Raw genomic sequence first — 24,470 nt, 5'->3', positions numbered from 1 at the left:
GATGACCTTCAACTGGGACCTCGTCTGGAGTTCCTTCGGGCCGATCATCGGGGGCGCCGTCACGGGAACCATCCCGTTGACGCTGGCCTCGTTCGCCATTGGCCTGGCCCTGGCGCTGCTCGTTGCCCTCCTGCGTTTGAGCCCCAACCCCTTGCTCTCCGGCGCCGCGCGCTTCTACGTCTCCGTGATCCGGGGGACTCCCCTGCTGGTGCAGTTGTTCGTGATCTTCTATGGCCTCCCGAGCGTCGGCGTGAAGCTCGAGCCGTGGCCGAGCGCCATCATCGCGTTTTCGCTCAATGTTGGCGGATACGCGGCCGAGGTCATCCGCGCGGCGATCCTGTCGGTACCCAAGGGCCAGTGGGAGGCCGGGCACACCATCGGCATGTCGGGCCCGCAGACGCTCGTGCGGATCATCCTCCCGCAAGCGGCCAGGGTCTCGGTGCCGCCACTCTCCAACACCTTCATTTCCCTCGTGAAGGACACCTCGTTGGCTTCGCTCATCCTGGTCACCGAGCTCTTCCGCAATGCCCAGCAGATCGCCGCGTTCAGCCAGGAATTCATGATCCTGTATCTCGAGTCCGCGTTGGTTTACTGGGTCATTTGCCTTGTCCTCTCCACGGGCCAGTCCGCCCTGGAGCGCAGATTGGACCGTTATGTCGCCCACTGAGACCAGCAACGCCTCCCAAGGGAACTCCGGGCTGGTACTTTCCGCCCGCAACCTCGCCAAAGCCTTCGGCAGCAACAAGGTGCTGCGCGGAATCGACCTCGACGTCCGCCGCGGGCAGGTGGTCGCATTGATCGGGCCCTCCGGTTCCGGCAAGACAACCGTCCTGCGCTCGCTCAACGGCTTGGAAGTGCCCGACGCCGGAACGGTCACCTTCGGAGACGCCGACGCCGGAACGGTGAGGGGCTCCGGCGCGGGACTGACGCTCGATTTCGCGGGCGGCGTGGGCAAGCGGGAGATCGCTGCCCTGCGGGATCGAAGCGCCATGGTGTTCCAGCACTACAACCTGTTCCCGCACATGACGGTGCTCAAGAACATCATCGAGGGGCCCGTCCAGGTCCAGAAACGGCCCCGCGCTGAGGTGGTCGCAGAGGCTGAGCGGCTCCTGGCCCGGGTGGGCCTCGCGGACAAACGGGACGCCTACCCGTTCGAACTGTCAGGCGGCCAGCAACAACGCGTGGGAATTGTGCGCGCTTTGGCGCTCAAACCCCAGCTGCTGCTCTTCGATGAGCCCACCTCGGCCCTGGACCCCGAACTCGTAGGTGACGTGCTCGGTGTCATCAAGGAACTTGCCGACGAAGGGTGGACCATGGTGATCGTGACGCATGAACTCGCGTTCGCCCGCCAGGTTGCCAACGAGGTCATCTTCATGGACGGCGGCGTGGTGGTGGAGCGGGGACCGGCCGCAGAGGTCTTGCGCGAGCCGCGCGAGGAACGTACCAAGCAATTCGTCAAGCGTCTGCAGCACGAGGTCTAGCGGCTGAAACGCAAGGTCACCAACTGGAACGGGCGCAGGGCCAGCTCTGCGGCACCGGCTCCAGGGGTCACGCCCGGTGCCTCGACGGGCCGCTCCAGCAGGTCCACCGATTGCACCCGCGCGGATTCGAAGTTGGCCGTGATGAGACCGGTGGAGCGTTCCCCCAGCGATTCGTAGAGCCGCACGATGACGTCTCCGGAGCCGTCCTCGGCGAGCTTGACGGCTTCGACCACCAGCGCTTGGTTGAACACCGTGAAGAGCGGCGCTACGGCCTTTGCACCCGCCACGAGCCGTGGCTTGAGGTTGGTCCGGTACCCCTCCTCCACGGCGTCGCCGATGCTGGCTCCGGGCCGGATGCTCAGGTCCAGGACATGCATGCCACGGTCCGCCTCGGGGTCCGGGAACTTCGGGGCCCGGAGCAGGGACACTCGGACGTTGGTGGTGGTACCGCCGTCGTCGCGGATGGCCCGCGTGACATCGTGCCCGTAGCTTGACGCATTCGAGATGGCGACGCCGTATCCCGGCTCCGCCACGTGGATCCAGCGGTGCGCGCAGAATTCGAACTTGGCGGCTTCCCAGGACGTGTTCGTATGGGTCGCCCGGAAGACATGCCCGAACTGGGTCTCCGAGGCGGACCGGTCCGCACGGACATCCAGCGGGAAGCCGATCTTCAAAAGCTTCTCGCGCTCCTGCCAGTCCACGGTAGTGGAAATTCCGAGGGACTCGGCGCCGGCTTCCAGCGAGATGCGCTGGGTGATGGTCGAAGAGCCAACGGTACGTTCCACCACGACGACGGCGTCCCACCCCGCGCTCTCAAGCGTCACCGAACGCGCTTCGACCACCGAAACAACGTTGCGCCGGTAGAACTCGTCGATGTCCCACGCGTCCCACTCGTTGGGAGTGTCCCGATGGAGCTCAAGGTGGTTGCCGAACTGCCCAGGAGCGATCGCCTCGCGGCCGCTGGCATAGTCCACAAGCGACGTGAGCAGGCCGTTCGCGTCGAGCACGGCCCGGATGACGCCGTTGTCCAAAACATACCCGCCGGCGCGCTCGGTCACCTTGACGGGATGCTCCGGGTGGACCACTTCTGCAGCGGCGAACGGAGGCACTCCGTTGCGCTCGTGCGGGGCCCCATTCAAGAGGAACGTCGTGTCCCCTTCACCCAGCAGGGCTGCTGCAGCGCTGGCGATAATCGCTTCCAGGTCGCGGGCAATGGCCGCGTAATTCCGTTCGGCGTCCTGATGGACCCAAGCGATCGCGCTGCCCGGCAGGATGTCGTGGAACTGCTGCAGCAGCACCAGGCGCCACAAGCGCTTCAGTTCCGCCGCAGGGTAGGCGAAGGCGCCTCCTGTCCGCACTGCCGCCGTCGAGCACCAAAGTTCGGCTTCGCGGAGGAGATGCTCCGAACGGCGGTTGCCCTGTTTGGTGTTGGCCTGGCTGGTATAGGTGCCCCGGTGCAGCTCGAGGTACATCTCCCCCACCCAAACGGGGAGGTTGGGATACTCGGCCTCGGCCTTCGTGAAAAATTCCTTCGCCGTTCCCATGCGCACCTTCGGCGAACCCTCCAGGTCGGCCGTTCGGCGTGCCGCGGCAACCATTTCGCGCGTGGGTCCGCCGCCGCCGTCGCCGTAGCCGAAGGGAATCAGGGAAATGGTGCCGCGGCCGTGCTCACGGTAGTTGCGCTGGGCATGGGCGAGCTCGCGGCCGTGGAGCTCGGCGTTGTAGGTATCCACGGGCGGGAAGTGGGTGAAGAGCCGCGTGCCGTCGATGCCTTCCCAATTGAAAGTGTGGTGCGGCATTTTGTTGACCTGGTTCCATGAGATCTTCTGGGTCAGGAACCAGCGGGAGCCGGCGGACTTGACGATTTGCGGCAGGGCGCCGGAGTATCCAAAGGAGTCCGGGAGCCAGGCTTCCTGGCAGTCGACGCCGAACTCCTCCAGGAAGAAGCTCTTGCCCTCCACGAATTGGCGCGCCATCGCCTCGCCGCCGGGCATGTTGGTGTCCGATTCGACCCACATGCCGCCCACCGGCACGAATTGCCCGGCCTTCACCTTCTCCCGGATGCGGACGAACAACTCAGGGTAGAACTCTTTAATCCACGCCAATTGCTGCGCCGAGGAACACGAGAAGACAAAATCCGGGTTCTCATCCATGAGGGCGACCACATTGGAGAAGGTGCGGGCGCACTTTCGGATGGTTTCACGGACAGGCCACAGCCATGCCGAGTCGATATGGGCGTGTCCTGTGGCCAGCAGCTCATGTGCTGAAGCATAGGCGGGCCGGGCCAGGACCTCGGCGAGTGCTTCCCGGCCGGCGGCTGCGGTACCGGCAACGTCGTCCGGGTCCATGACGTCCAGCATGCGCTCAAAAGCGCGGAGGATCTCATGCCGCCGCGGCAGTTCGAAGGGCAGTTCGTGCATGAGCCCGCTAAGGGTCCAAATGTCCTGGTGGAGCTCCCAGACCACCTCGTTGAGTTCGGCGATGGCTATGCGTCCAAGCCGGTAGCGGGGCTCTTCGCCGGAGGTGGCCTTGTCTCCCAGGGGGGTCGCCGCGAAGGTCCACCCTTGGCTGAGGTCCGGATTGGCCGCGGCCTCCACGTAGAAGTCGACGGACAGGCCGCCACCCAAGAGCTTCAGCGGGACGTGCTGGTTGCGCGGCGAAATGGCCTTGATGATGGTGCCGTCCGCGCGCCAGGCAATGCCTTCGCACTGGAATCCGGGGACATCATTGTTGAACCCGAGATCGACCACGATTTCCACGGTGGTGCCATCGGCCACTCCCCAACCCTCCGGGACCTCACCCCTAAGCCGAAGCCATTTGGTGCTCCAAGCCTTGCCCCAGGCGGCACCCTGTTCCTGCGGTTCGAAAACCTGGCGGAGCGCTTCCGAAACGGGAACCGGTTCTCCTGGGGCGTCCCAGCTGCTCAGTTCAAGGGGCAACGCGCGGCCATAGATGGCGGGAGCAATCCGCTCCCGGACAAAACGGTCGAGCCGCTGCTCAGTGATCAGGCGGTCGTCGTGCAATGCGGGTCCCCTTTAGCGCGGTGGAAAAGCGGTTCCATTCGATGGATAAAATCTACGTTGTTCTGGAACAATTACCAAGTGACTGGCGGCCATGCCCCGGATCCTTAAATGCTTGCCGGAACCCCCACCCGCTCGCTTCCCGCGTACACGTTCAGGCTCGTCCCACGGCTGAACCCCACCAGCGTGAGTCCCGACTCCTGGGCAAGTTGCGCGGCAAGGCTCGAGGGCGCGCTGACGGCGGCCAAAACGGGAATCCCCGCGAGCGCCGCCTTCTGCACCAGTTCAAACGAGGCCCTCCCCGAGACCTGCAGGATGGTGCCCCGCAGGGGCAGCAGTCCCTCGCGCAGCGCCCAGCCCACCACCTTGTCCACCGCATTGTGCCGGCCGACGTCTTCGCGCAGGCACAGCAGCTCCGGCTCGCCGCCGTCGTCCTCGCTGATCCGGAAGAGACCCGCGGCATGCACCCCCCCGGTCTTGTCGAAGACTGCCTGGGCTTCGCGCAGACGGTCAGGCAGCGAAGCCAGAACCTCCACAGGGACGCTCAGGGGGTCCCCCTCGGGGCTGAAGTGTGAGGACTTGCGCACTGCCTCGATGGAGTCCGTTCCGCAGATCCCGCACGAGCTGGAGGTGTAGACGTTGCGGCCGGTCTCCGGAAGGACGACGTCGGGACGCAACTGGGCCTCCACCACGTTGAACGTCTGAACGCCGTTCTCGTCCTCTCCTGCGCAGAAGCGCAGGGAAATGAGCTGGGCAGGGTCCCAAATGACGCCCTCGGAGACCAGGAAGCCCGCCACGAGGTCGAAGTCGTCGCCGGGAGTCCGCATGGTTACCGAGAAGGACATGTGCCCCAAGCGCACCTCGAGCGGTTCCTCGACGGCCAGGAAGTCCTCGCGGTAGCGGACCGGGTGCTCCAGAGCCTGCGGGGAGCCGTCCAGGACGAATTTGTGCACCTTGCGGCGCTGGGTCACGCGTCCCATGTCACTTCCCTACCGTCCCGGCAGCTTCCGGATGCCCGGCGGGTTCAGCATGCCTGTTCATGTCCCCATCATTGCAAGGCCTCACGTTCTAATCCACCCGCAGTCATCCGGCACGTGCCGCTTTCAGCCTGTCAGCGCGCTCCAGTCCACCGGTCCGGACGCAACCTTACGGGCCGGCTTGGCGGAAGCCTTCTTGGCCTTGTCCTCCGGAAGCTTCGGCAGGGGAAGGGGCCGCCCCCACGGCAACGGAAAAGCGGGCACTGCCTCTCCCAGCTGCACGCCGTGCGGCGGCACCACCATGACGCCGTCCGCATTGGCAAGGCCGCGCATCATTCCGGGCCCCGCGTGCTGGGCAGGCGAGGCCAAGCCGTACACGAACCTGAAGGGAAGCAGGCGCGTCCGCCCGGGGTCGGCGTCGAGCATGGCACCGCAAGGCACCTCGCCCACCTCGGGCAGCGTGCCGTGGCCCAGCCCCGCGAGGAGCGGCGAGCCGATCGTGAAGAGCACCATCATGGCCGCGAGTGGATTGCCCGGGAGACCCAGCACGAACCGGCCGTCCGGCAGTTCGGCCAGCACGCCGGGATGACCCGGACGCATCGCGATTCCATCAATGAGCAAGCGGCCGCCCAGCTCCGCAATGGCGCGGCGGAAGTGGTCGGTTCCCGAACGGCCAGTTCCCCCGGTGGTGATGACGACGTCGGCGGGTGGCGCATCCGGCGACAGCTCGCCTTCCTCAAGGGCCGAGAGCCACTCGCCATAGGAGTCGCCCACCCTGGTTTGCCCGCCTTGCAGCCCGCCCAGGAGTTCGACGACGGCGCCAAGCTGGGGTCCGAAGGTATCGCGCACGCGCCCGGGGGCCGGGACACCCGCGGTCACCACTTCGGAGCCCGTCAGGAGGATCTTCACGAGGGGTTTGCCCAGGACGTCGACTTCATCACGTCCGGCCAGCGCGGCGAGGGCGAGATGGGCCGGGTTAAGGACGACTCCCGAGGCGATCAGCAGCTCGCCCGCCGCGGCTTCCTCTGCCGCGGCGCGGATATGTTGCCCGTTGCGCGGTTCGCCGGGCCTTGCGTTCCCGCCGAGCGCGAGCAGCGGCAGGCCATCTTCGTCCGTGGTCAGGATCCCGTTCTCACTCCGCAGCACGGCCTTGGCTCCCGGCGGGACCAGGCCGCCGGTGGCGATCGGGCTGGCTTGATGAGGGGCCAGCCGATGGCCGGGTTCGGCGAGGATCCAGGGGCCGCTGCCGTTGACCGCCCAGCCGTCCATTGCCGACGATGCGTAGTGCGGCAGGTCCTGCAGGGCGTGGACATCCGAGGCCAGGGTCCTGCCGATGGCGTCCTTCAGGGCAACCGGTGCGGCGGGAATGGGCGTGGCACTATCGAAGGCAAGTTGCCGCGCCTCCGCCCACAAGTGGTCGGCGTGCGGGACATGCTCGGCGGCTTCCGTCATCCGGCGCCGGTTCCGGGGTTTGTGTAGTCGTTCGCGAGCGTGCGTGCCAGGCCCATGGCGGCATCCATCGACGCTGCTTCCGTCGCTTGTCCCGAACCCGCGGCACGTCCGGCCGCAAAGCCTGCAATGAAGGTGGTCAGAGGCGCCGCCGGACGGACCACTGAATGGGCTGCAACGCCCGCCAGGGACAGGACCTCGTTGATGTCGATCTCGACACCGTCCAGTTCATACGCCTGCAGCAGGCTCCTGCACCATTCCTCGAGTGTTTCTTCCTGGCTCTTCACGATCCGCCTCCACTGTCCGGTACAGCTGTTGTCACGGCAGGCCGCCGTCCACTCCAAGCGCCGCGGCATCGTCCCAGGTATCCACGTCATCGGTGGACCCAGCGGGGACAGGCACGGCCAGCAGATCAAGACTAGCAAGCAGGCGGAAGACCGCGAGGTTGGCCAACCCGGCAACTTCTGCCGCGGCCTCGACTGCCCGCATCAGCGAAGAGACACGGTAGATTCCGAGCAGCGGCTGCTGCCGGCCGTCGGCAGATACGGCCATGGCACCGTCAGTATCCTGATGGCCTGCAACTTCGCGGAGCAGGACCGGAACGGCGGAGGCGGCTAGGGGCATGTCGCAAGCCAAAACCAGGACCCAAGGCGCGGGCTTCCTGAATTGACCTGCGTCCTGCCCCAGGGCGAGGAGCCCGGCAGCGATCGCGGCCGCGGGTCCGGCGAAGGGCGGTTCCTCCCGCGCGGTCAATGTGCCGTCCGGCAAGGTGCCGGGATCCGGGCCGACGACGACGATGCGTCCCGCACCGCGCGCGGCCCCCAGGGCATGCTCAAGGAGCGTGGCGCCGGCATACCCCAACTGTGCTTTGGGCACGCCGCCGAGGCGGGAGGACTTGCCACCCGCCAAAACCACTGCATCAAAGTCCACTTGCCCAGATTACCGGGGAAGCAGGCTCAATTCCGGTTCAGGCCGCCGATTCGGGCAGGAGGAAGGGATCCCACGCGGGCGCAGGTTTCTCAAGCTCCTTGATTTGCCAGATAGTCCCGGTGGGCGCCGCTGGAGTGAACCTCAACTTCCAGCCCATCTCGGCCGGGGTGTGGTCACTCTTGGCGTTGTTGCAGCGCAAGCACGCTGCCACCAGGTTTTCCCAGGAATCCGCGCCGCCCCTGGATTTGGGGTGGACGTGGTCAATGGTGTGCGCTGCTTTCCCGCAATAGGCGCAACGGTGACCGTCGCGGCGCAGGACGCCGCGGCGTGTAACCGCCGTGATGGTGTTGTACCTTGGCCGGATGTAGCGATTGAGCAGAATCACGGAGGGACGTCCGAGAATCTCTTGTGGCCCGACGACAGGCTCGTCGCCTTCGGCCACTACGCTCGCTTTTCCGGTGAGCACAAGGACCAGCGCCCGGCGGAAGGTTACTACCGCCAGCGGTTCATATCCAGCATTCAGAACGAGTGTGCGCATGCACGTACCTCTTCACGGCCGCACCCGTCAGGGGCGCGAGGGCCGGCTGCCCTCTGCATGTACGGGCTGTGGATCGACAAGCTAAGAGTAAACACCCGAAGGCCATATCAACGAATCCACGAGCGCTTGGGCGGGCGGTGTCGGGCAAAGTTCACGTGCCGGACACCTTGGCGCATGCTGGTTAAAGCGGAACATCCCCGCCGGCGGACCAGCGGGGACGTTCGAGTGCGACTGTGTAGCCGGAGCTAATTAGCCACCAACGCGGATGAAGACCGGGCCGGAGCCGACGTTGACGCTGTACAGGGCGGTGGTGCCACCGTTCCAGCCGCCGTGGACCGCCATGCCGTTGCCGACGTAGACGGCGATGTGAGCCATGCCCATGCCACCGTTCTGGTAGTAGACGAGGTCTCCCGGCTGCGCTTCAGCGGCGCTGACCGTACGGCCAAGGGAGAGGTAGTCTGCCGGCCAGCCGTGGAAGTTGATGCCAACAGCGGCCAGGGAGTTCGAAGCCAAGGCGGTGCAGTCCTGGGCAACGCCAAGCTGAGCGTAAGCTGCGGCAGCAATCGCTGCGCCCTTGCCGCTGGCAACCTTCGTGGCGGGGGAAACAGCAGCAGTCACAGAAAGCTTTGCGGAGCCGGTGGCGGCACCCGTTGCAGCTTGGGGAGCCGGAGCCGGAGCGGCTTCCTGCGTGGCGACCGGAGCTTCGACAACCGGAGCAGCTTCGGTGGAAACCACCGGGCGCTCGTACTTGATTGCGACAGACGAGTCAGCCGAAATGCTGGCTTGGGCGATCGACTGGACTTCCAGGGCGGAAGTCGAAGTGGACTCGCGGGGGACATTGGTTTCTGCAGCGTTTGCTGCGATACCGCTAGTGAGCACCAGACCGGAAGCAGCCGCGATAACGGCTGCCTGACGGCCTACGCCACCGGCGTTGCTGCCGACAGTCTTGGCGATAACGGCTAGCGAGTTGGTCTTGGTGACCGCGGCACGATGGCGCGCAACAGTAGAGCGTGAAGACACGTTAAGAGGCCTCTCCCTATGCCCGCGAGGTAAGCTGTCGGATTCGGATGGGAGTCATCCGGCCACACTTCTCCCTACCGGAAGTTGTGCGACTTAACCCCAAGGCCATCGGTGAAGATGACCAAAAGTGGGTCCCCCGCCTCTGCCAGACGATGTTTTGCGAACGGAACCTCGGGCAGTGGCAGAGCTAGGCAATCCACCCGAGTGCACCAACTGTCTAAAAGTTGGTGCGTGTTAGACGGTACATGAGTTTTGGCCGAATGTCACATTCAGATCACGGAGCGTGACAAGCATGCGAGAGACTTCCATCGGATTGGCTACAGCCAGCCCAGGGGGTCGACGACGTCGCCGTTGACCATGACTTCAAAATGGAGGTGGCAGCCCGTAGAAGCGCCGGTGGTGCCGCTCAGTGCGATGACGTCGCCGCGGCTGACCGTTTGGCCCACCTGGACGTTAAACGAGGACAAGTGGTTGTAGGTGGTTTCGAGGCCGTTGCCGTGGTCCACCACAATGCGGTTTCCTCCGCCATACGGATGCCAGCCGGCGAAAGTGACCTTGCCGGCCGCGGCAGCGTGGACCTGGGTGCCGCACTGGGCCACGAAGTCCTGGCCTCGGTGGAACTCGCCCAAACCGCCCGTGATGGGGTTCACGCGGTATCCGAAAGGCGAGGCCGTAGCCAGGGTGTCCAGCGGCGCCCCGAGGGTGCCCTTCGACGAAGACGTCTTGATGGTGCCGACCGACTGCGCGCTCAAGAGCTGCTTGAGCTTGCCGTCCGGATCCGCCGTGGTTGACACAGCGGCGCGGCTGAAGTCGATGGTGGCGCTTGCCGCGGCGGCAATCTCAGGCTGCGTGCCCGCGGCCGAGGCGGTCACATTCGATTCGGGCGCGGCCGTCACGGCTCCGGCGCCCGGCATCGCGACCGTGAGGATGAGGCCGGTGGCGGCAAGGGCCAGTCCGGCCTTCTGCCCCGCTCCGCTCGCGGCCGCGAAGTCGGCCATCTGCCGCAAGGGACCCTTGCGGCGGCGAAGTTCGCGTTGGGGATCGCGGGGCCGGTCGTACGTGACGGCGGTTGTGCTCCGCAGTTCAGCAGTAGGACCGGACGCGCGCCTGCGGCCCCTGGTGTTCTGCGTGCTCAAGGTTTTCCTCTCTGGCAAGCCTGCGAAGTTAGCTGTCGGATTCGGGCCAGAGAGATCGTGGACCCGGTCCGCGCGAAGGGCACGAAAAGCAAGGCACCCGGAGGGGCCTGGCTTTGTTTGCTCTCCCGCTGCGGACTTCACCCCAAGGCCGTCTTTCGACAGCCGATGGTGGTTCCTCCGCTTCTGCCAGTGAATGGACTAATCACCCTGATCCGCTGGCAGAACTCGGCTTCAGATCAGGTAACGCTTTGGTATCGGCGCCGGTATTTAACTATAGGGGATTAAGCCCCTGCGGTAATAATTCCGTTATCTTTTTCGGCTGCCACGGCGTGGCGGCTAGGCGACGGTGACAAAGACGTGCGATGCAACCTCGGGCGGCAGCTCCAGCGCCCCGTCGATATTGGGCACTCGGACCGAGATGTACTCCCCGACACGTTCCAAGGACACCCTGGCGCCGGGGCGGATTCCGCCCTCGTCCAGCTGGAGGAGAAGTTCCGGTTCCACTTGGATCGGTTCGGCCAGCCGACTGACCGTGACCCGGTGTTCAGGTGCGTATTCATTCATGGCGTCGAGAAGGTTGACCACGCCGTCCGTGAAGGCGTGGGACGCGGCCCCGCCGAGTGCTTCAAGTCCTGGAATGGGGTTTCCGTAGGGCGACTCCGTGGGGTGGTCCAACAGCTCATAGAGCCGGCGTTCCACGCGCTCGCTCATGACGTGCTCCCACCGGCACGCTTCGTCATGGACATAGGCCCAGTCGAGCCCGATGACATCTGCCAGGAGCCGCTCGGCGAGCCGGTGCTTGCGCATGACCTCGGTGGCGCGCTTCCGGCCCATTTCAGTCAGCTCGAGGTGCCGGTCGTCGGACACAACAACCAGTCCGTCGCGCTCCATCCGTCCGATCGTCTGGGAGACGGTGGGGCCGGAGTGCCGCAAGCGCTCAGCGATGCGTGCGCGAAGAGCCACGATGTTCTCTTCTTCAAGCTCCAAAATGGTCCGAAGATACATCTCAGTGGTATCGATCAGATCCGTCATCCAGCTCAGCTCCTCGAGCGCAGTAACTTGCGTATTCCGCCAGCACCCAGCTTAGCTTATTTGGAATTACTCCGGATAATCCCGGCGCCTTTCCAGCAGCCGGCCCGCCCTCCCGACAAGGGACGGCCGAACAATGCTTTCCACGTGGCGGACTATGACACTTTCGGTTCTGCCCCGGCCTGCGACGTCAGGCAGAATTGGGGAGTCGAAGGGGCAGCTTGCCGCCTGCCACGACGCATCTAGGCCGCTACTTCACCATTGGAGCAACCCGTGAGCGACAACAGCATCACCATCCCCGCCAATTTGCTGCCCAAGGACGGCCGCTTCGGCGCCGGACCTTCCAAGGTCCGCCCGGAACAGATCGAGGCGCTCTCCGCCGCCTCGACCACGATCCTCGGTACCTCCCACCGCCAGGCACCCGTCAAGAACCTGGTGGGCTCCGTCCGTGAAGGACTGAGCCAGTTCTTCCGGGCACCCGAGGGCTATGAGGTGATTCTCGGCGTCGGAGGCTCCACCGCGTTCTGGGACGTCGCCAGCTTCGGCCTGGTCGAGAAGAAGGCCCAGCACCTCTCCTTCGGCGAGTTCGGCTCCAAGTTCGCTTCGGCGACCAACAAGGCACCATTCCTTGACGCTTCGTCCATCATCAAAGCCGAGCCGGGAACCCGGCCGGTTTCCCAGGCCGAAGCAGGCGTGGACGCCTACGCCTGGCCGCAGAACGAGACGTCGACTGGCGTGGCCGCTCCGGTTGAGCGCGTCCATGGCTGCGACGACGGCGCCCTGGTCCTCGTGGACGCGACGTCGGCAGCCGGCGGCCTGGATGTCGACGTCGCCGAAGCTGACGTCTACTACTTCGCTCCGCAGAAGAATTTTGCCTCCGACGGCGGCCTGTGGCTGGGCCTCTTCTCCCCCGCCGCCTTGGAACGAGCCGCCCGCATCAAGGCAAGCGGCCGCTGGATCCCCGATTTCCTCGACCTGCAGACGGCCATAGACAACTCGAAGCTCAACCAGACGTACAACACGCCGTCCCTGTCCACCTTGGTGACATTGGACGCCCAGGTCCAGTGGCTGAACAACAACGGCGGCCTGGACTTCGCGAGCAAGCGCACCGCGGACTCCGCGAGCCGCGTCTACTCGTGGGCCGAGGCTTCCGAATACGCCACGCCGTTTGTGGCGAAGGCCGAGGACCGCTCCAACGTCATTGCCACCATCGATTTCGATGATTCGATCGACGCCGCTGCCATCGCCAAGGTGCTCCGCGCCAACGGGATCGTGGACACCGAGCCGTACCGCAAGCTCGGCCGCAACCAGCTCCGCATCGCGACGTTCGTTGCCATCGAGCCGGACGACGTCTCCGCGCTGCTCACCAGCATCGACTACGTGGTGGGCGAACTGAAGAAGTAAGGGTCCGCCGCGTCCAGCGGTCAGGACTGGCCGGCGTCGCCGTTCTCTTGTTTGTCAGCTGAGGCGGCGGCGCCATCCCGGGAGGGCTCGCCGTCGCCGTCGTCGTCCTCGTCATCGGGTGCGCCGGCTTCCTCAGCCAATTCTTCGGCCGCGGCAGCCTCGTCCTCCGGACGGACACGCTTTGCCCACGGCACCCATTCCGGAGCGAGGATGGAGTCCTCGGACGGCAGCAGGCCGAGTTCACTGACGGTGACCACCTTGGAGCGCGAGTTGCGGGTCACGACGGCGTACCACTGCCAACCGCCGTAGCCGGCCAGCCTCGATTCGAACAGGTGGGTCACCACCCGTTCGCCTTCGGAGCGCGCGGCAATATGCGGTCCGATTTCGGCGGGCTTGGCAATGGTCTCCACCGCATTCCGGGCGACGTCGACGGCGGCCGCAAGGAACGCGTCCGGCTTGCCGACGCGCCAAACGGGAATACCGGCGCGGGGTTTGGCCGATGTCATGGCAGGTTCAGGCTTCCAGCTCGTTGGCAACCTTGCGCAGGGCTGCGGCGATGGCCTTGCCCTTGGCGCCTTCAGGGTACTTGCCGGCGGACAACGTGCCGGAGAGGTTGTCCAGGACGGACACGAGATCCTGGACCAGCGGAGCGAGCTCACGGGCGTTCATCCGCTTGGCCTTGGCGATGGAAGGCAACTTGTCCAGTACACGGAGGCCCAGGGCCTGGGCACCACGGCGACCGTCGGCGACGCCGAACTCAACCCGGGTGCCCGCCTTGAGCTCCGCTACGCCTTCGGGCAGGGCGGACTTGGGCAGGAATACTTCCTGGCCGTCCTCTGCCGCGAGGAATCCGAAACCTTTTTCCTTGTCATACCACTTGACCTTGCCGGTGGGCACGTAATCAACCTTCTTCGTTCTGACTTGCGAGACATAGCCGGCGCGCCACCGCATCCGCAGGAGACTGCGGGAACAAGGGTGACTGCCTGGACCATGTTGGTCTGTTGCTTCAAGGTTATCCTGCCTGGCCCGGGATTCCTGCTTTGGGTCGCACATACAGGTCCCAACGCCTTTTGCCCGCCGCCAGGCGGCGCCCTGCGCTGGAACAGGGGCGGCCCGCGGGACTGTTAGCGTTGCTTCCATGATTCCCCACGGCTTCCGCCGCCCGCTCACCATCGTTGCGGCCGTCGTCGCAGTCCTGTCCCTGGCGGCCGTCGCCGCCGTCATCGCGATCGCTTTCGCCAACGGAGTGGCACCCGTGTGGGTCACGTCCACCGCTCTCTACGGGCTGCCGCTCGCCTTCGTTTTGATGGCCGCCCTGGTGGTTGACGCTGTGTGGGTGCGGCGTCGCCAATGAGCCGTCGGAAAGGCCGACGGCGGACCCGGCTGGCGGTAACGTTGAACTGATGTCCCTCATTCGCGCGCTGAGCAAGGAACTGGAAGCGCGCAGCGACGAGTCGCTGCGGGCCTTGTTTGCCGCGCGGCCGGACCTCATCTCCCCTGCGGTCCCGGATTTTGCTGCACTCGCGGCGCGGGCAAGTGCCCGGGTCAGCGTGCAGCGAGCCCTGGAACGGCTCAACAAACCGCAGATGCAGGTGCTGGAGACACTCCACCTGTGTACTAACACCGACACCGGTCACAGCGTCTCGGCGGCGGGACTCAAGAAATGCATCAACGGCGCCACCATTGCCGCCCTCGAGCCGATCCTGAACACGCTCCAGGAACTTGCCCTCATCCACCGGGCCGATCCGCCGGCCACCGTGCACAATCCGGGGCGGCAGCATTTCTACCTGCCGGTGGGCAGCCTCAAGGACGTCATCGGCATCTATCCTGCCGGTTTGGGCCGCAGCTACACCGAGCTTGTGCGGCTCCAACCGGCCTTTGCCCAGCGCGTGGTGCAGCTCGTCGCCGAACTCCACCAGAGCGGCGCCAATATCATGGCCGCCACCACGCCCATGGACGCGGCGTTGGCGTTGCAACGCTGGACATCCACGCCCGAGAACCTTCAGCACATCCTGTCCGAGGCACCGGCACGCACGCGCCCCCTGTTGAACAAATTCGGAAGCTGGGCGATGGGCGCGGTTCCCCAGGCCCAGCGCAAGGCTTCCGTGCTCCATGAAGGCCGCGACGTCGGCCCCGTGGACTGGCTCTTGGCCCGCGGTTTGCTTGTCCCTTTGGACGCCGGCCACGTAGAGCTCCCGCGCAGCGTCGGCCTGTCCTTGCGCGGCGGCGCGATCGTGGACCACTTCACCTTGAAGCCTCCCGTTCCCGAACTGGGCCAGACGAGCGCAGCCCTGCGCCGGAATGCCGCCATGGGTGCCATCGCCGAAGCGCTCCGGCTGGTGGGTGAACTCCTGTACGCGGTCCGTGAACAGCCCATCGTCACCCTGCGCAGCGGTGGGGTGGGCGTGCGCGAACTCAAACGCCTCGCCGACAGCCTCCGGGTGGGTTTGTCCGAGACCGCCCTCATCCTCGAGCTCAGTGCCTTGTCCGGTTTGCTGCGCCTCGATGTGGACAGTTCCACGTGGGTCCAGCCGCCATCGCTTGAATGGCTCACGCTCCCCCGCCAGGAACAGTGGCTCTGGCTGGTCAATGCCTGGCTCGCGAGCGAGCGCGCCCCTTCCCTTGTGGGGCAAACCCTTCCAGGGCCCGCCACCGCGGCGGCGCGATCCGGGTCTTCGGCGAACCCCATCAATGCCTTGTCGGCCGAGGCCCAACGCCCCGATGCTCCGCTGGTCCGCAAACGGATCCTGGAGATCCTCGAAGAGCTCACCCTCGAGGCGGAATCACCGGACGGCAAAGCTCCTGTGCTCAATGCCGAAGCCGTCATGGAACGCGCGGAATGGTCCCAACCCAGGATGTCGCGGCGGTTCAGCTCCCTTGTCCGCGGCATCCTGCATGAAGCCGAACTTCTGGGGCTCATGGGCTCCGGAGCCCTGACCCAGCTTGGTTCGGCGATCGCCACCGAACAGCCCGAGTTGGCCTTGAGCATCCTCGGCGAACATCTGCCCGCCGCGGTCAACCACGTCCTGCTCCAAGCGGACTTGACCGCCGTAGCCCCGGGCTACCTGGCACCTGAACTGAGCGAAAAACTCCTCTTGATCGCCGACCCCGAAGGCCAGGGCCCGGCCACGATCTTCCGTTTCTCCGGGGATTCGATCCGCCGCGCGTTGGACGCCGGCCAGGACGCGGAAAGCATCCTCACCTTCCTGCGCACCCATTCGGCCACCGATGTTCCCCAGCCGCTCCGTTACCTGATCAAGGACATCGCCTCGAGGCACGGCCGGCTGCGCGTCGCGAGCAGCCCCAGCTTCATCCAAAGCGACGACGAAGCCGCCATCGCCGAGCTCGTCCGGGAGCCGGGGGCCGCAAGCCTGGGGCTGGTCCGGATCGCCCCCACGGTACTGACCTCCAGCGCGAGCCCGCGGGAGACCGCGAGGGTGCTGCGCGAGCTGGGACTCTCGCCTGCCGTGCAGGAGGCGGAGTCCGCCGTCGTGCGCTACAAGAGGACGGCGCCGGTGTCCGGTGGCCTCCGCCCGGTGTACATGGCCCCGCGCACTGCGCCGCCGGACGACGACGTCGAGGCCCAGCTCGCGGTGTTGAGGCAGCACCGCGCGGTCCACGGCGAGGCCAGCGGTGAGGCGGCCACGCAACTCGGGCTCGAAACCCTGCAGAGGGCCATCCGGCTGAAGCAAGCGGTCACCATGAACGTGGTTGACGGCATGGGGAATTCCAACACCGAAACCGTTGTTCCGGTATCTGTGTCCGGCGGGCGCGTCCGGGTGTTTGACGCCGCCAAGGACACCGAAAGAGTCTTGTCCATCCATCGCATCATCGATGTGGAACCTGCGGTCGAGCCGCACAAGTGAGGAAGCAACAGTGAGCGACGGTCCGCTGATCGTACAGAGCGACAAAACCATCCTGTTGGAAGTCGACCACGAGCTCGCCACCGAGGCCCGGCACGCGATCGCCGCGTTCGCCGAGCTTGAGCGCGCCCCCGAACATGTCCACAGCTACCGGCTCACCCCCTTGGGACTGTGGAATGCGCGCGCCGCGGGATTGGACGCCGAGAAGGTCCTCGACACGCTCCTGCGCTATTCCCGGTTTCCGGTGCCGCATTCATTGCTGATCGACATCGAAGAGACGATGTCCCGGTACGGCCGCTTGCGCCTGGAAAAAGACCCGCAACACGGATTGGTCATGCGCACCACCGACTACCCCGTGCTCGAGGAGGTCAGCCGGGCCAAGAAAATCGCCCCGCTGCTTGGGCCGAGGATCGACGGCGAAACTGTCGTGGTGCATTCCTCCCAGCGCGGCCAGCTCAAGCAATTGCTGCTGAAGCTCGGATGGCCGGCCGAGGACCTCGCGGGCTATGTGGACGGCACTCCGCACCTGATCGCTTTGAACGAGGACGGCTGGCACCTGCGTCCCTACCAGAAGCTCGCCACGGAGAACTTCTGGGCCGGCGGCAGCGGCGTCGTCGTCCTTCCTTGCGGCGCGGGCAAGACATTGGTGGGGGCCGCGGCCATGGCTACCAGCTCCACCACTACGCTGATCCTGGTGACCAACACGGTTGCGGCCCGGCAATGGAAAGACGAACTCCTCAAGCGGACATCTTTAACGGAAGGGGAGATCGGCGAGTATTCGGGCTCGGTCAAGGAAGTCCGGCCCGTCACGATCGCCACCTACCAGGTCCTGACCACCAAACGCGGCGGCCTCTACCCCCATCTGGAACTCGTGGACGGGCACGACTGGGGACTCATCATTTACGACGAGGTCCACCTCCTGCCGGCGCCGATCTTCCGAATGACCGCGGACCTGCAGGCCCGGCGGCGTCTTGGACTCACGGCCACGCTCGTGCGCGAGGATGGCCGCGAAGGCGAGGTCTTCAGCCTGATCGGTCCCAAACGCTATGACGCGCCATGGAAGGACATCGAAGCCCAGGGCTACATTGCGCCTGCGGACTGTGTGGAGGTCCGGGTTGACTTGCCCCGGGACGAGCGCATGGCCTACGCGATGGCGGATGATGCGGACAAGTACCGGCTCTGTGCGACGTCGGAAACCAAGACCCACTTGGTGGAGCATCTTGTCGCCCTGCACCAAGGCGAGCAGCTGCTGGTGATTGGCCAGTACATCGACCAGTTGGATGAGATCGGCGAGCGCTTGGACGCCCCGGTGATCAAGGGCGATACGACAGTCGCGGTGCGGCAGAAGCTTTTCGACGCTTTCCGCGCCGGCGACATCAAGACCCTCGTGGTGTCGAAAGTGGCCAACTTCTCGATCGACCTGCCTGAGGCATCCGTGGCGATCCAGGTGTCCGGTTCGTTCGGTTCCCGCCAGGAGGAGGCACAACGCTTGGGGCGCCTGCTTCGGCCCAAGCAGGACGGCCGTGCGGCGCGTTTCTACTCCTTGGTGGCCAGGGATACGCTCGACCAGGACTTCGCCGCCAAACGGCAACGCTTCCTCGCCGAGCAGGGCTACGCCTACCGGATCATGGACGCAAAGGACGTCCCCGCCGGTTAAGGCGCGTCATGTCAAGGCTAGGCAACCAGCCGGTGTGAGCGCTCCTGGTGCTGCGTTTCCTGCAGTACGACGACGTCCACGACGGCCCAGGACTCCTCGTCCTTGAGCTGGGCGTGGGCAAACCGTTCAGCTGCGGGGAGGTCGCTGAAGTCCTCGTGCTCGATGCGTCCGGAGAGCGTGTCCAGGTAGCTGACGTGGAATTCGACGTTTTGGACTTCAAGGTTTTGGATTTCAGGGTTGTGGATTTCCGGGTTTTGGCCTTGTGTGTTTTCCATAGTTCCAGTGTGAATCTGGGGTCCGACATTTCAGGACTGTGCCCGCGGCGTGTTGGCTTTTGGCCTGCCTCCCGGGTCCTGGCCTGCCTGTCAGCCCGTGCGCAGCACCTCCGCGGCCGTGCTCCGGACCGCCGCGGACACTGCGTCCAATATCCGCGACGGTGTCCGCCACCGCTGCCAGTACAGGGGAACATCCAAGGGCCGTTCCGGCGCGAGTTCCACCAGGAACCCATCGGCGATATCCCGGGCGCATTGCGGTTCCGGCAACAGTCCCCAGCCGAGCCCCAAACGAACGGCCTCGGCAAACTCCTGGCTGGATGGAACATAGTGGCGCGGCCCTGCCGGCTCCATCCCACGCGTCGCCCCGCCCAGCAATTCCAAAAAGCGGTGCTGGTACTCGTCCTTGCGGTCGAAGTCGACGGCGGGGGCTCTTCGCAGCGAAGCGGCGTCGACACCGTCGGGAAGCCACCGGGCCCGGAATTCCGGGGTGGTTACGGCGCGGTATCGCATGCTGCCGAGCGGTTCCACCCGGCAGCCCTGAACCGGCTCCGGAGTCGCGGTGACAGCGGCCATGACCGTTCCGGCGCGCAGCATGGACGTGGAATGCTGTTCGTCGTCCCGGTGCAGGTCAAAGACGGCGTTCAGCTCCGCGGGAACCCTCGTGAGGGCCCTAAGGAACCAGACGGACAGCGAATCCGCATTGACCACGATCGGAACCGAAACCATTGGAGATTCGCCGGGCAGGCCCAGTTCGAGTTCGGCGTCGGCCTCCAATTGGGCGAGCTGCCGCGCCAGCCTGAGCAGCACATGTCCCGACTCCGTGGCCTGGACCGGATTGCTGCGCTGCAGCAATACCCTGCCGGACGCTTGTTCCAGAGCTTTGAGGCGTTGGGAAACCGCCGACGGCGTGATGTTCAGTGAGCGGGCCGCGGCCTCGAGCGTGCCCTCCCTCAGCACGGCGGCGAAGGTGTGCAACTGCTCGGTGGAGAACCTAGGCATAAGAGAATCTTACGATGCCTAAGAATATTTAGCTGGACTGATTTCAACACAAACCATAGCCTCGAAGAATGGACTCCCCCGACGTCTTCCACGCTGCCGGCCTGGGCCTCGGCACAGGCCTGGCCCTCATCGTTGCCATTGGCGCTCAAAACGCTTTCGTCCTCCGGCAGGGAATCCGGGGCGAGCATATCGGGGCTATCGTGGCGGTGTGCGCCATCTCGGACGCCGTGCTCATCGCGGCCGGGGTGCTCGGCACCGGCGCGCTGCTCGCCGCGGCGCCCGCCGCCGTCGTCGTTCTCCGCTATGTCGGGGCGGCATTCCTGGTGACATACGGCGTGATGGCGGCGCGACGGATCCTCAAGCCGCAAGCGCTCGTGCCCGTCACGCCCGGGCGTTCGGGCGCCGGTCGAAGCGGACTGGCAGCGGCGCTGGCGACTGTCGCGGCACTGACATGGCTCAACCCCCACGTCTACCTGGACACCGTGCTGCTTCTGGGCTCCGTGGCGAACGCGCAGGGGCCCGGGCTGCAGTGGTGGTTCGGCGCCGGAGCCATGCTGGGCAGTGTCATATGGTTTTGTTCACTCGGATTCGGCGCGAAATTCCTGCGGGTCTTCTTCGCACGGCCGGCATCCTGGCGGATTCTCGACGGCGGTATTGCCGTCACCATGGTGGGGCTCGGCGTCGGGCTGGCTCTCGGCAGTTAGCCCGGCAGACGGCCACGACACCCCGATGATTCTCACAACAAGCATCCAGACAGCTCCCAGAAACTGGGAGCATCATGAATGGTATGAAAAAGAACGGCCCCGAAGCCAAGCTCCTTGTCGTCGACGACGAACCCAACATCCGTGAGCTGCTCTCCACCTCGCTGCGCTTTGCCGGCTTTGAGGTCGTTGCGGCGTCGAACGGCCGCGAAGCGCTCGCCGCCGCCGATCTTCACGCCCCCGACCTCGCGGTCCTGGATGTCATGCTCCCCGACATGGACGGGTTCACTGTCACCCGCCGCCTCCGGGCCGCAGGAAAGCACTTCCCTGTCCTGTTCCTGACTGCCAAGGATGACACGGAGGACAAGGTCACGGGCCTGACCGTGGGCGGCGACGACTACGTCACCAAGCCCTTCAGCCTTGATGAAGTGGTGGCGCGGATCCGTGCCGTACTCCGCCGCACGCAGCCAATGGAAGACGACGACGCCGTCATCCGCGTGGATGACCTGGAGCTCGACGACGACGCGCACGAGGTCCGCCGCGGCGGCACCATCATCGAACTCTCACCCACCGAGTTCAAGCTGCTCCGCTACCTCATGCTGAACCCCAACCGGGTGCTTTCCAAGGCGCAGATCCTGGACCACGTCTGGGAATACGACTTCAACGGGGACGCCTCGATCGTGGAGTCCTACATTTCCTACCTCCGGCGCAAAGTGGACATTGACCCGGATGCCACTGCCTTGATCCAGACCAAGCGCGGCGTCGGTTACGTGTTGCGGACGGCCGAAAAGCGCTGACCTTGTTCAACCGTTGGAAGTCGGCCTCCCTCAGGTCGCAGCTGGTCTTCATCATCATGGGGCTGCTGCTTCTTGCCCTGGCCGCCACGGGAGCCGGGACGCTGACGCTCGTCAAGAGCTACCTGCAAGGGCAAGTGGATGACAAGCTCAGGGCTGCTGTCCAGATCGCCCAGCAGCAGCAATCTTTCGCCAACCTGTCTGAGGCGAGCCCGGCGGTGCCCACGGATTATTCCCTGACGCTCTACGTCCAGGGCCAGCAGCCCTATCCGTTCGGCGGGAGCAAGACCGATCGGCCGAGCATCACCAGCATCACCCCGGCTGAAGCCAAGAACCGCAACTACGCGCCCTTCCAGGTGGGGGGCACCGCGGGCGGCAATTGGCGGGTCGTGGCGGTCAACGTGGTGGACAACCGGACCGGGCAGAACGCAGTGGTGATCGTGGGCCTGCCGCTCTCCCCCGTCGACAGGGTGATGGAGCACGCAACCCTCGTAGTGGTCGGCGTCGGACTCTTGACCCTGGTGCTGGCGTTCTTCATCGCGACATGGACGGTGGCACGTTCGTTCCGCCCCCTCGCCCGCGTTGAAAAGACGGCTGCCGCGATCGCTGCCGGCGATCTCTCGCGCCGTGTCGACATCGAGAATCCGGTCACTGAGGTGGGCCGCTTGGGGGCCTCCCTCAACGCCATGCTCGCCCACATTGAATCGTCATTTGCGGCGCGTGCCGCCTCCGAGGCCAGGATGCGGCGGTTCGCCGCCGACGCCTCCCATGAGCTGCGCACTCCCTTGGTCACGATCCGCGGGTTCTCTGAGCTTTACCGCCACGGTGCCCTTGCCACGCCGGAAGACGTGGCCACGGCCATGGGCCGGATCGAAAGCGAGGCCAAGCGCATGGGATCCATGGTGGAAGACCTGCTGCTGCTTGCCCGCCTGGACGAACAACGGCCGTTGCAGCTCAAGCCGGTGGACCTCCACCTGCTGGCGAACGACGCCGTCGTGGACTCACTCGCGACGTCGGGCGAGCGGAAGATTTCCCTCATCGGGCTCGACGGCGGACCGGCAGCTCCCGCCCCTGTCCAGGGTGACGAGGCCAAACTTCGGCAGGTCCTGGGCAACCTCGTGGCGAACGCCCTGCGCTACACCCCTGATGGAACGCCGATTGAGGTCGCCGTCGGGGTCCGGAACACGCCAGACGGCCCGTTCTCCGTTCTCGAGGTGCGGGACCACGGAAGCGGCATTCCGGCCGAGGAACTGCCCCGGATTTTCGAGCGCTTCTACCGGGCGGATACTTCGCGTACCCGGGAGACGGGCGGCAGCGGGCTCGGCCTCGCGATTGTCGCGGCAATCGTGGGGTCCCACGGCGGTACAGTCAGGGTCGAAGAGACCGACGGCGGCGGGGCCACCCTGGTTGTCAGCCTCCCCTTCCAGGACGACCTCTCCGAGGTGCCGGAAGATGCGGGCAGCGCCGAGGCTGAGGTCTCCGACTAGCCCCTGGCTGGATCGAGCGAGTTGTCCACATAGGGAGGCTCGGCTCCGTCCGGGCCGTGCGGCAGCTTCTAGGCTTGGTGCGTGGACCACAAGCCAGCCGCACTTGCGGACATCTCTTGATTGAAAGGCAACGCCCCATGAGCGTTATCTCCGTCGATACCGAACAGCTCCAGCTCAAGTCCGCCAACGTCAAAGCAACCGTGGATCGGATCAGCGCCGACGTCCAAACGATGAAACGCGGCCTGGACGAGCTCCAAGCCACGTGGAAGGGATCAGCGGCCAACAATTTCCAGGCCCTCGTGTCGGAATGGACCTTGACCCAGAACAAAGTGGAGGCTTCCCTGGCATCCATTAATCTGGCGCTGTCCTCCGCTGCAGCAAGTTATCTCCAGACCGAGCAAGGCAACACCCAGCGGTTCAGTTACTAAACACACGTGGGGATGCCGGCGGGGATACGTGTCGTTTCCCCGCCCGCGCCCTGCTACTTTTCCGGCGTCGACTGGTGGAAGCGCAACCGCCAGCGGCCGTCGTCGAGCAACCAGATCGAACTCCGCAAGGCCGGGCCGTTTCGCCCATGACTTCGATAACTCAGCAGCATTGCATTGCTGGAGAGGCGCTCAGCGGAAATGATGTCGACTTCCGCGGTTTCGCCCGGATCGCCCTCCAACGCCATCAAGAGTTCTTCGCGGGACCAGATACGTCCTGAGCTGCCGATCTCGGTGAACTCCGGGTGGAGCAGCATCCCCGTACGCCCAAGGTCTCCCCTGACATCGGGCCTCAGGAGCTCCTTTTCAAGGAGGATGACCATCTCCTCGTCCGTGCGCCCGCCAGCCTGGCCGAGCACCGCTTCTTCGTCTTCGCCCGCGAACAACGTAGGCTCAATGAACGCCTCTTGCTCCGTGAACTCAGCCGGCGCAGTCGGCAAGGAACCGCTCGAGAGGTCTTGGCCACCGAACAACGTGAGGTCTTCATCGGGGGAATCCGCCTCGTCATGGTCGTCGTCGAAAAGGGAGGGCGCCTCCGCAGGCACAGCCCGGGCTGATGATCTGCCGGCCGGTGGGGTGCCGGGCACTAACGGCCCAGCCTCGCCGGCTCCGGGATAGCCTGGCCCGCTAGGGGCGGCCGTTCCCAGCTGGAACGCGGTGGCGACTGCACGGGCGCGCTCGTCTGCGGCCTCGTTCAGGTCGTGGCCGGCGTGGCCTTTGACCCACTCAAACGTGTACTTCCGGCCGATGATCGCCTGGTCGATGTCCTTGAGGAGATCGACGTTCAAGACGGGCTTTCCGTCCGCCTTGCGCCAGCCCTTGCGCTTCCAACCCGGCATCCACTTAGTGATGCAATTGATGACGTACTGGCTGTCGCAGAGAATCCTCAGGTCTTCATCGGGAACATGTGCCGTGGACCGGAAAAGGTCCAAGACAGCCATGAGCTCGCCCTGGTTGTTGGTTCCATGCGGCCACCCGCCGGCCCTCCAGCACGAGTCGTTCACGTACCAGGCCCAACCCGCAGGCCCGGGATTGCCGAGGGCAGAACCATCGGCGGCAGCAATAATCGTCATGGTTTCCATCCTGCCAGACCGCCCCGACACTCCCGGACCGTCCAGCCAAAGCCCTTAGGTGACCGGGCGTCGGGAAGAAACCCGCCATAGGTGACCGGGCGTCCGCCCAAGACCCGCCATAGGTGACCGGGCGTCCGCCCAAGACCCGCTAT

Annotated in this window: 24 protein-coding genes and 2 riboswitches; of the genes, 10 read left to right on the top strand and 14 right to left on the bottom strand. The window is 65.4% G+C overall.

The genetic code is table 11. The features are described 5' to 3' along the window. Position 1 precedes the first annotated feature (1 nt). Positions 2 to 667, top strand: a complete 666-nt coding sequence (locus tag L0B83_RS07325; RefSeq protein WP_234757750.1) for an amino acid ABC transporter permease — start codon at positions 2 to 4, stop codon at positions 665 to 667. After that, a complete protein-coding gene (locus tag L0B83_RS07320; RefSeq protein ID WP_234757749.1) occupies positions 654 to 1,481 on the top strand; it encodes an amino acid ABC transporter ATP-binding protein in 828 nt (275 codons plus the stop codon). Before L0B83_RS07325 ends, L0B83_RS07320 begins: the two co-directional genes overlap by 14 nt. Here the strand turns inward: L0B83_RS07320 and L0B83_RS07315 are convergent. From L0B83_RS07315 to L0B83_RS07275, 9 genes are all read right to left on the bottom strand, one after another. Then, positions 1,478 to 4,504 (bottom strand): alpha-mannosidase, encoded by a 3,027-nt coding sequence (locus L0B83_RS07315; RefSeq protein ID WP_234757748.1) that lies wholly within the window; start codon positions 4,502 to 4,504, stop codon positions 1,478 to 1,480. The genes L0B83_RS07320 and L0B83_RS07315 overlap by 4 nt on opposite strands. Before the next feature lie 104 nt (positions 4,505 to 4,608). Further along, positions 4,609 to 5,481, bottom strand: coding sequence for a formate dehydrogenase accessory sulfurtransferase FdhD (gene fdhD, locus L0B83_RS07310; RefSeq protein WP_234757747.1), 873 nt, complete (start codon positions 5,479 to 5,481; stop codon positions 4,609 to 4,611). Positions 5,482 to 5,604: 123 nt separating this feature from the next. Further along, on the bottom strand, positions 5,605 to 6,930 hold the full coding sequence (locus tag L0B83_RS07305; RefSeq protein ID WP_234757746.1) for a molybdopterin molybdotransferase MoeA: 1,326 nt from the start codon (positions 6,928 to 6,930) through the stop codon (positions 5,605 to 5,607). Beyond that, the gene (locus L0B83_RS07300) at positions 6,927 to 7,214 is read right to left on the bottom strand and encodes a DUF6457 domain-containing protein (RefSeq protein WP_234757745.1); all 288 of its coding nucleotides are present in this window, start codon (positions 7,212 to 7,214) and stop codon (positions 6,927 to 6,929) included. Before L0B83_RS07300 ends, L0B83_RS07305 begins: the two co-directional genes overlap by 4 nt. A 31-nt stretch (positions 7,215 to 7,245) precedes the next feature. Next, positions 7,246 to 7,857 carry a molybdenum cofactor guanylyltransferase gene (gene mobA, locus L0B83_RS07295; RefSeq protein WP_234757744.1) on the bottom strand — a complete coding sequence of 204 codons (612 nt, stop codon included), beginning with the start codon at positions 7,855 to 7,857 and terminating at the stop codon, positions 7,246 to 7,248. Positions 7,858 to 7,894: 37 nt separating this feature from the next. Beyond that, positions 7,895 to 8,395 carry an HNH endonuclease gene (locus L0B83_RS07290; RefSeq protein WP_028266173.1) on the bottom strand — a complete coding sequence of 167 codons (501 nt, stop codon included), beginning with the start codon at positions 8,393 to 8,395 and terminating at the stop codon, positions 7,895 to 7,897. A gap of 249 nt (positions 8,396 to 8,644) precedes the next feature. Further along, the gene (locus L0B83_RS07285; protein WP_234757743.1) at positions 8,645 to 9,415 is read right to left on the bottom strand and encodes an NlpC/P60 family protein; all 771 of its coding nucleotides are present in this window, start codon (positions 9,413 to 9,415) and stop codon (positions 8,645 to 8,647) included. Between the two features lie 5 nt (positions 9,416 to 9,420). After that, positions 9,421 to 9,587: riboswitch (cyclic di-AMP (ydaO/yuaA leader) on the bottom strand. Positions 9,588 to 9,732: 145 nt separating this feature from the next. Next, a complete protein-coding gene (locus L0B83_RS07280) occupies positions 9,733 to 10,551 on the bottom strand; it encodes a M23 family metallopeptidase (RefSeq protein WP_234757742.1) in 819 nt (272 codons plus the stop codon). Positions 10,552 to 10,553: 2 nt separating this feature from the next. Then, positions 10,554 to 10,761: riboswitch (cyclic di-AMP (ydaO/yuaA leader) on the bottom strand. 126 nt (positions 10,762 to 10,887) lie between these two features. Then, positions 10,888 to 11,583 carry an iron-dependent transcriptional repressor DtxR gene (locus L0B83_RS07275; protein WP_234757741.1) on the bottom strand — a complete coding sequence of 232 codons (696 nt, stop codon included), beginning with the start codon at positions 11,581 to 11,583 and terminating at the stop codon, positions 10,888 to 10,890. A 270-nt stretch (positions 11,584 to 11,853) separates the two neighbouring features. On the opposite strand from L0B83_RS07275, the gene serC reads away from it, so the two are divergent. Beyond that, entirely contained in the window at positions 11,854 to 12,984 is a 1,131-nt protein-coding gene (serC, locus tag L0B83_RS07270; RefSeq protein ID WP_234757740.1) for a phosphoserine transaminase, read from the top strand. 20 nt (positions 12,985 to 13,004) lie between these two features. Here the strand turns inward: serC and L0B83_RS07265 are convergent, their stop codons facing one another. Together L0B83_RS07265 and L0B83_RS07260 are read right to left on the bottom strand one after the other, a co-directional pair. Then, entirely contained in the window at positions 13,005 to 13,490 is a 486-nt protein-coding gene (locus L0B83_RS07265) for a DUF3027 domain-containing protein (RefSeq protein WP_234757739.1), read from the bottom strand. 7 nt (positions 13,491 to 13,497) lie between these two features. After that, positions 13,498 to 13,881: a cold-shock protein gene (locus tag L0B83_RS07260; protein ID WP_234757738.1), complete on the bottom strand. Its 384-nt coding sequence runs from the start codon at positions 13,879 to 13,881 to the stop codon at positions 13,498 to 13,500. A 241-nt stretch (positions 13,882 to 14,122) separates the two neighbouring features. Between L0B83_RS07260 and L0B83_RS07255 the strand changes: the two genes are divergently transcribed. The 3 genes from L0B83_RS07255 to L0B83_RS07245 are packed head-to-tail and all read left to right on the top strand — an operon-like array spanning position 14,123 to position 18,504. After that, a complete protein-coding gene (locus tag L0B83_RS07255; protein ID WP_234757737.1) occupies positions 14,123 to 14,338 on the top strand; it encodes a hypothetical protein in 216 nt (71 codons plus the stop codon). Positions 14,339 to 14,387: 49 nt separating this feature from the next. Then, entirely contained in the window at positions 14,388 to 16,850 is a 2,463-nt protein-coding gene (locus L0B83_RS07250) for a helicase-associated domain-containing protein (RefSeq protein ID WP_234757736.1), read from the top strand. 10 nt (positions 16,851 to 16,860) lie between these two features. Next, positions 16,861 to 18,504, top strand: a complete 1,644-nt coding sequence (locus tag L0B83_RS07245) for a DNA repair helicase XPB (RefSeq protein WP_234757735.1) — start codon at positions 16,861 to 16,863, stop codon at positions 18,502 to 18,504. 17 nt (positions 18,505 to 18,521) lie between these two features. On the opposite strand, the gene L0B83_RS07240 is transcribed toward L0B83_RS07245, so the two are convergent. Together L0B83_RS07240 and L0B83_RS07235 are read right to left on the bottom strand one after the other, a co-directional pair. Beyond that, positions 18,522 to 18,779: a hypothetical protein gene (locus tag L0B83_RS07240; protein ID WP_234757734.1), complete on the bottom strand. Its 258-nt coding sequence runs from the start codon at positions 18,777 to 18,779 to the stop codon at positions 18,522 to 18,524. Between the two features lie 90 nt (positions 18,780 to 18,869). Then, positions 18,870 to 19,778, bottom strand: a complete 909-nt coding sequence (locus L0B83_RS07235; RefSeq protein WP_234757733.1) for a LysR family transcriptional regulator ArgP — start codon at positions 19,776 to 19,778, stop codon at positions 18,870 to 18,872. 68 nt (positions 19,779 to 19,846) lie between these two features. On the opposite strand from L0B83_RS07235, the gene L0B83_RS07230 reads away from it, so the two are divergent. From L0B83_RS07230 to L0B83_RS07215, 4 genes are all read left to right on the top strand, one after another. After that, a complete protein-coding gene (locus tag L0B83_RS07230; protein WP_234757732.1) occupies positions 19,847 to 20,482 on the top strand; it encodes a LysE/ArgO family amino acid transporter in 636 nt (211 codons plus the stop codon). An 83-nt stretch (positions 20,483 to 20,565) separates the two neighbouring features. Next, positions 20,566 to 21,276, top strand: coding sequence for a response regulator transcription factor (locus L0B83_RS07225; RefSeq protein ID WP_059388206.1), 711 nt, complete (start codon positions 20,566 to 20,568; stop codon positions 21,274 to 21,276). Between the two features lie 2 nt (positions 21,277 to 21,278). Beyond that, positions 21,279 to 22,760: a sensor histidine kinase gene (locus tag L0B83_RS07220; RefSeq protein WP_234757731.1), complete on the top strand. Its 1,482-nt coding sequence runs from the start codon at positions 21,279 to 21,281 to the stop codon at positions 22,758 to 22,760. A 137-nt stretch (positions 22,761 to 22,897) separates the two neighbouring features. Next, positions 22,898 to 23,188 carry a WXG100 family type VII secretion target gene (locus tag L0B83_RS07215; RefSeq protein ID WP_234757730.1) on the top strand — a complete coding sequence of 97 codons (291 nt, stop codon included), beginning with the start codon at positions 22,898 to 22,900 and terminating at the stop codon, positions 23,186 to 23,188. 53 nt (positions 23,189 to 23,241) lie between these two features. On the opposite strand, the gene L0B83_RS07210 is transcribed toward L0B83_RS07215, so the two are convergent. Then, the gene (locus L0B83_RS07210; RefSeq protein WP_234757729.1) at positions 23,242 to 24,318 is read right to left on the bottom strand and encodes a ribonuclease HI family protein; all 1,077 of its coding nucleotides are present in this window, start codon (positions 24,316 to 24,318) and stop codon (positions 23,242 to 23,244) included. Between the last annotated feature and the right edge of the window lie 152 nt (positions 24,319 to 24,470).

It is taken from the genome of Arthrobacter alkaliphilus (genome assembly GCF_021483235.1).
In the GTDB taxonomy this organism is placed as follows: domain Bacteria; phylum Actinomycetota; class Actinomycetes; order Actinomycetales; family Micrococcaceae; genus Arthrobacter; species Arthrobacter alkaliphilus.
The sequence above is the reverse complement of the archived record's forward strand: the minus strand, read 5'-3'. Positions and strand labels throughout refer to the sequence as shown.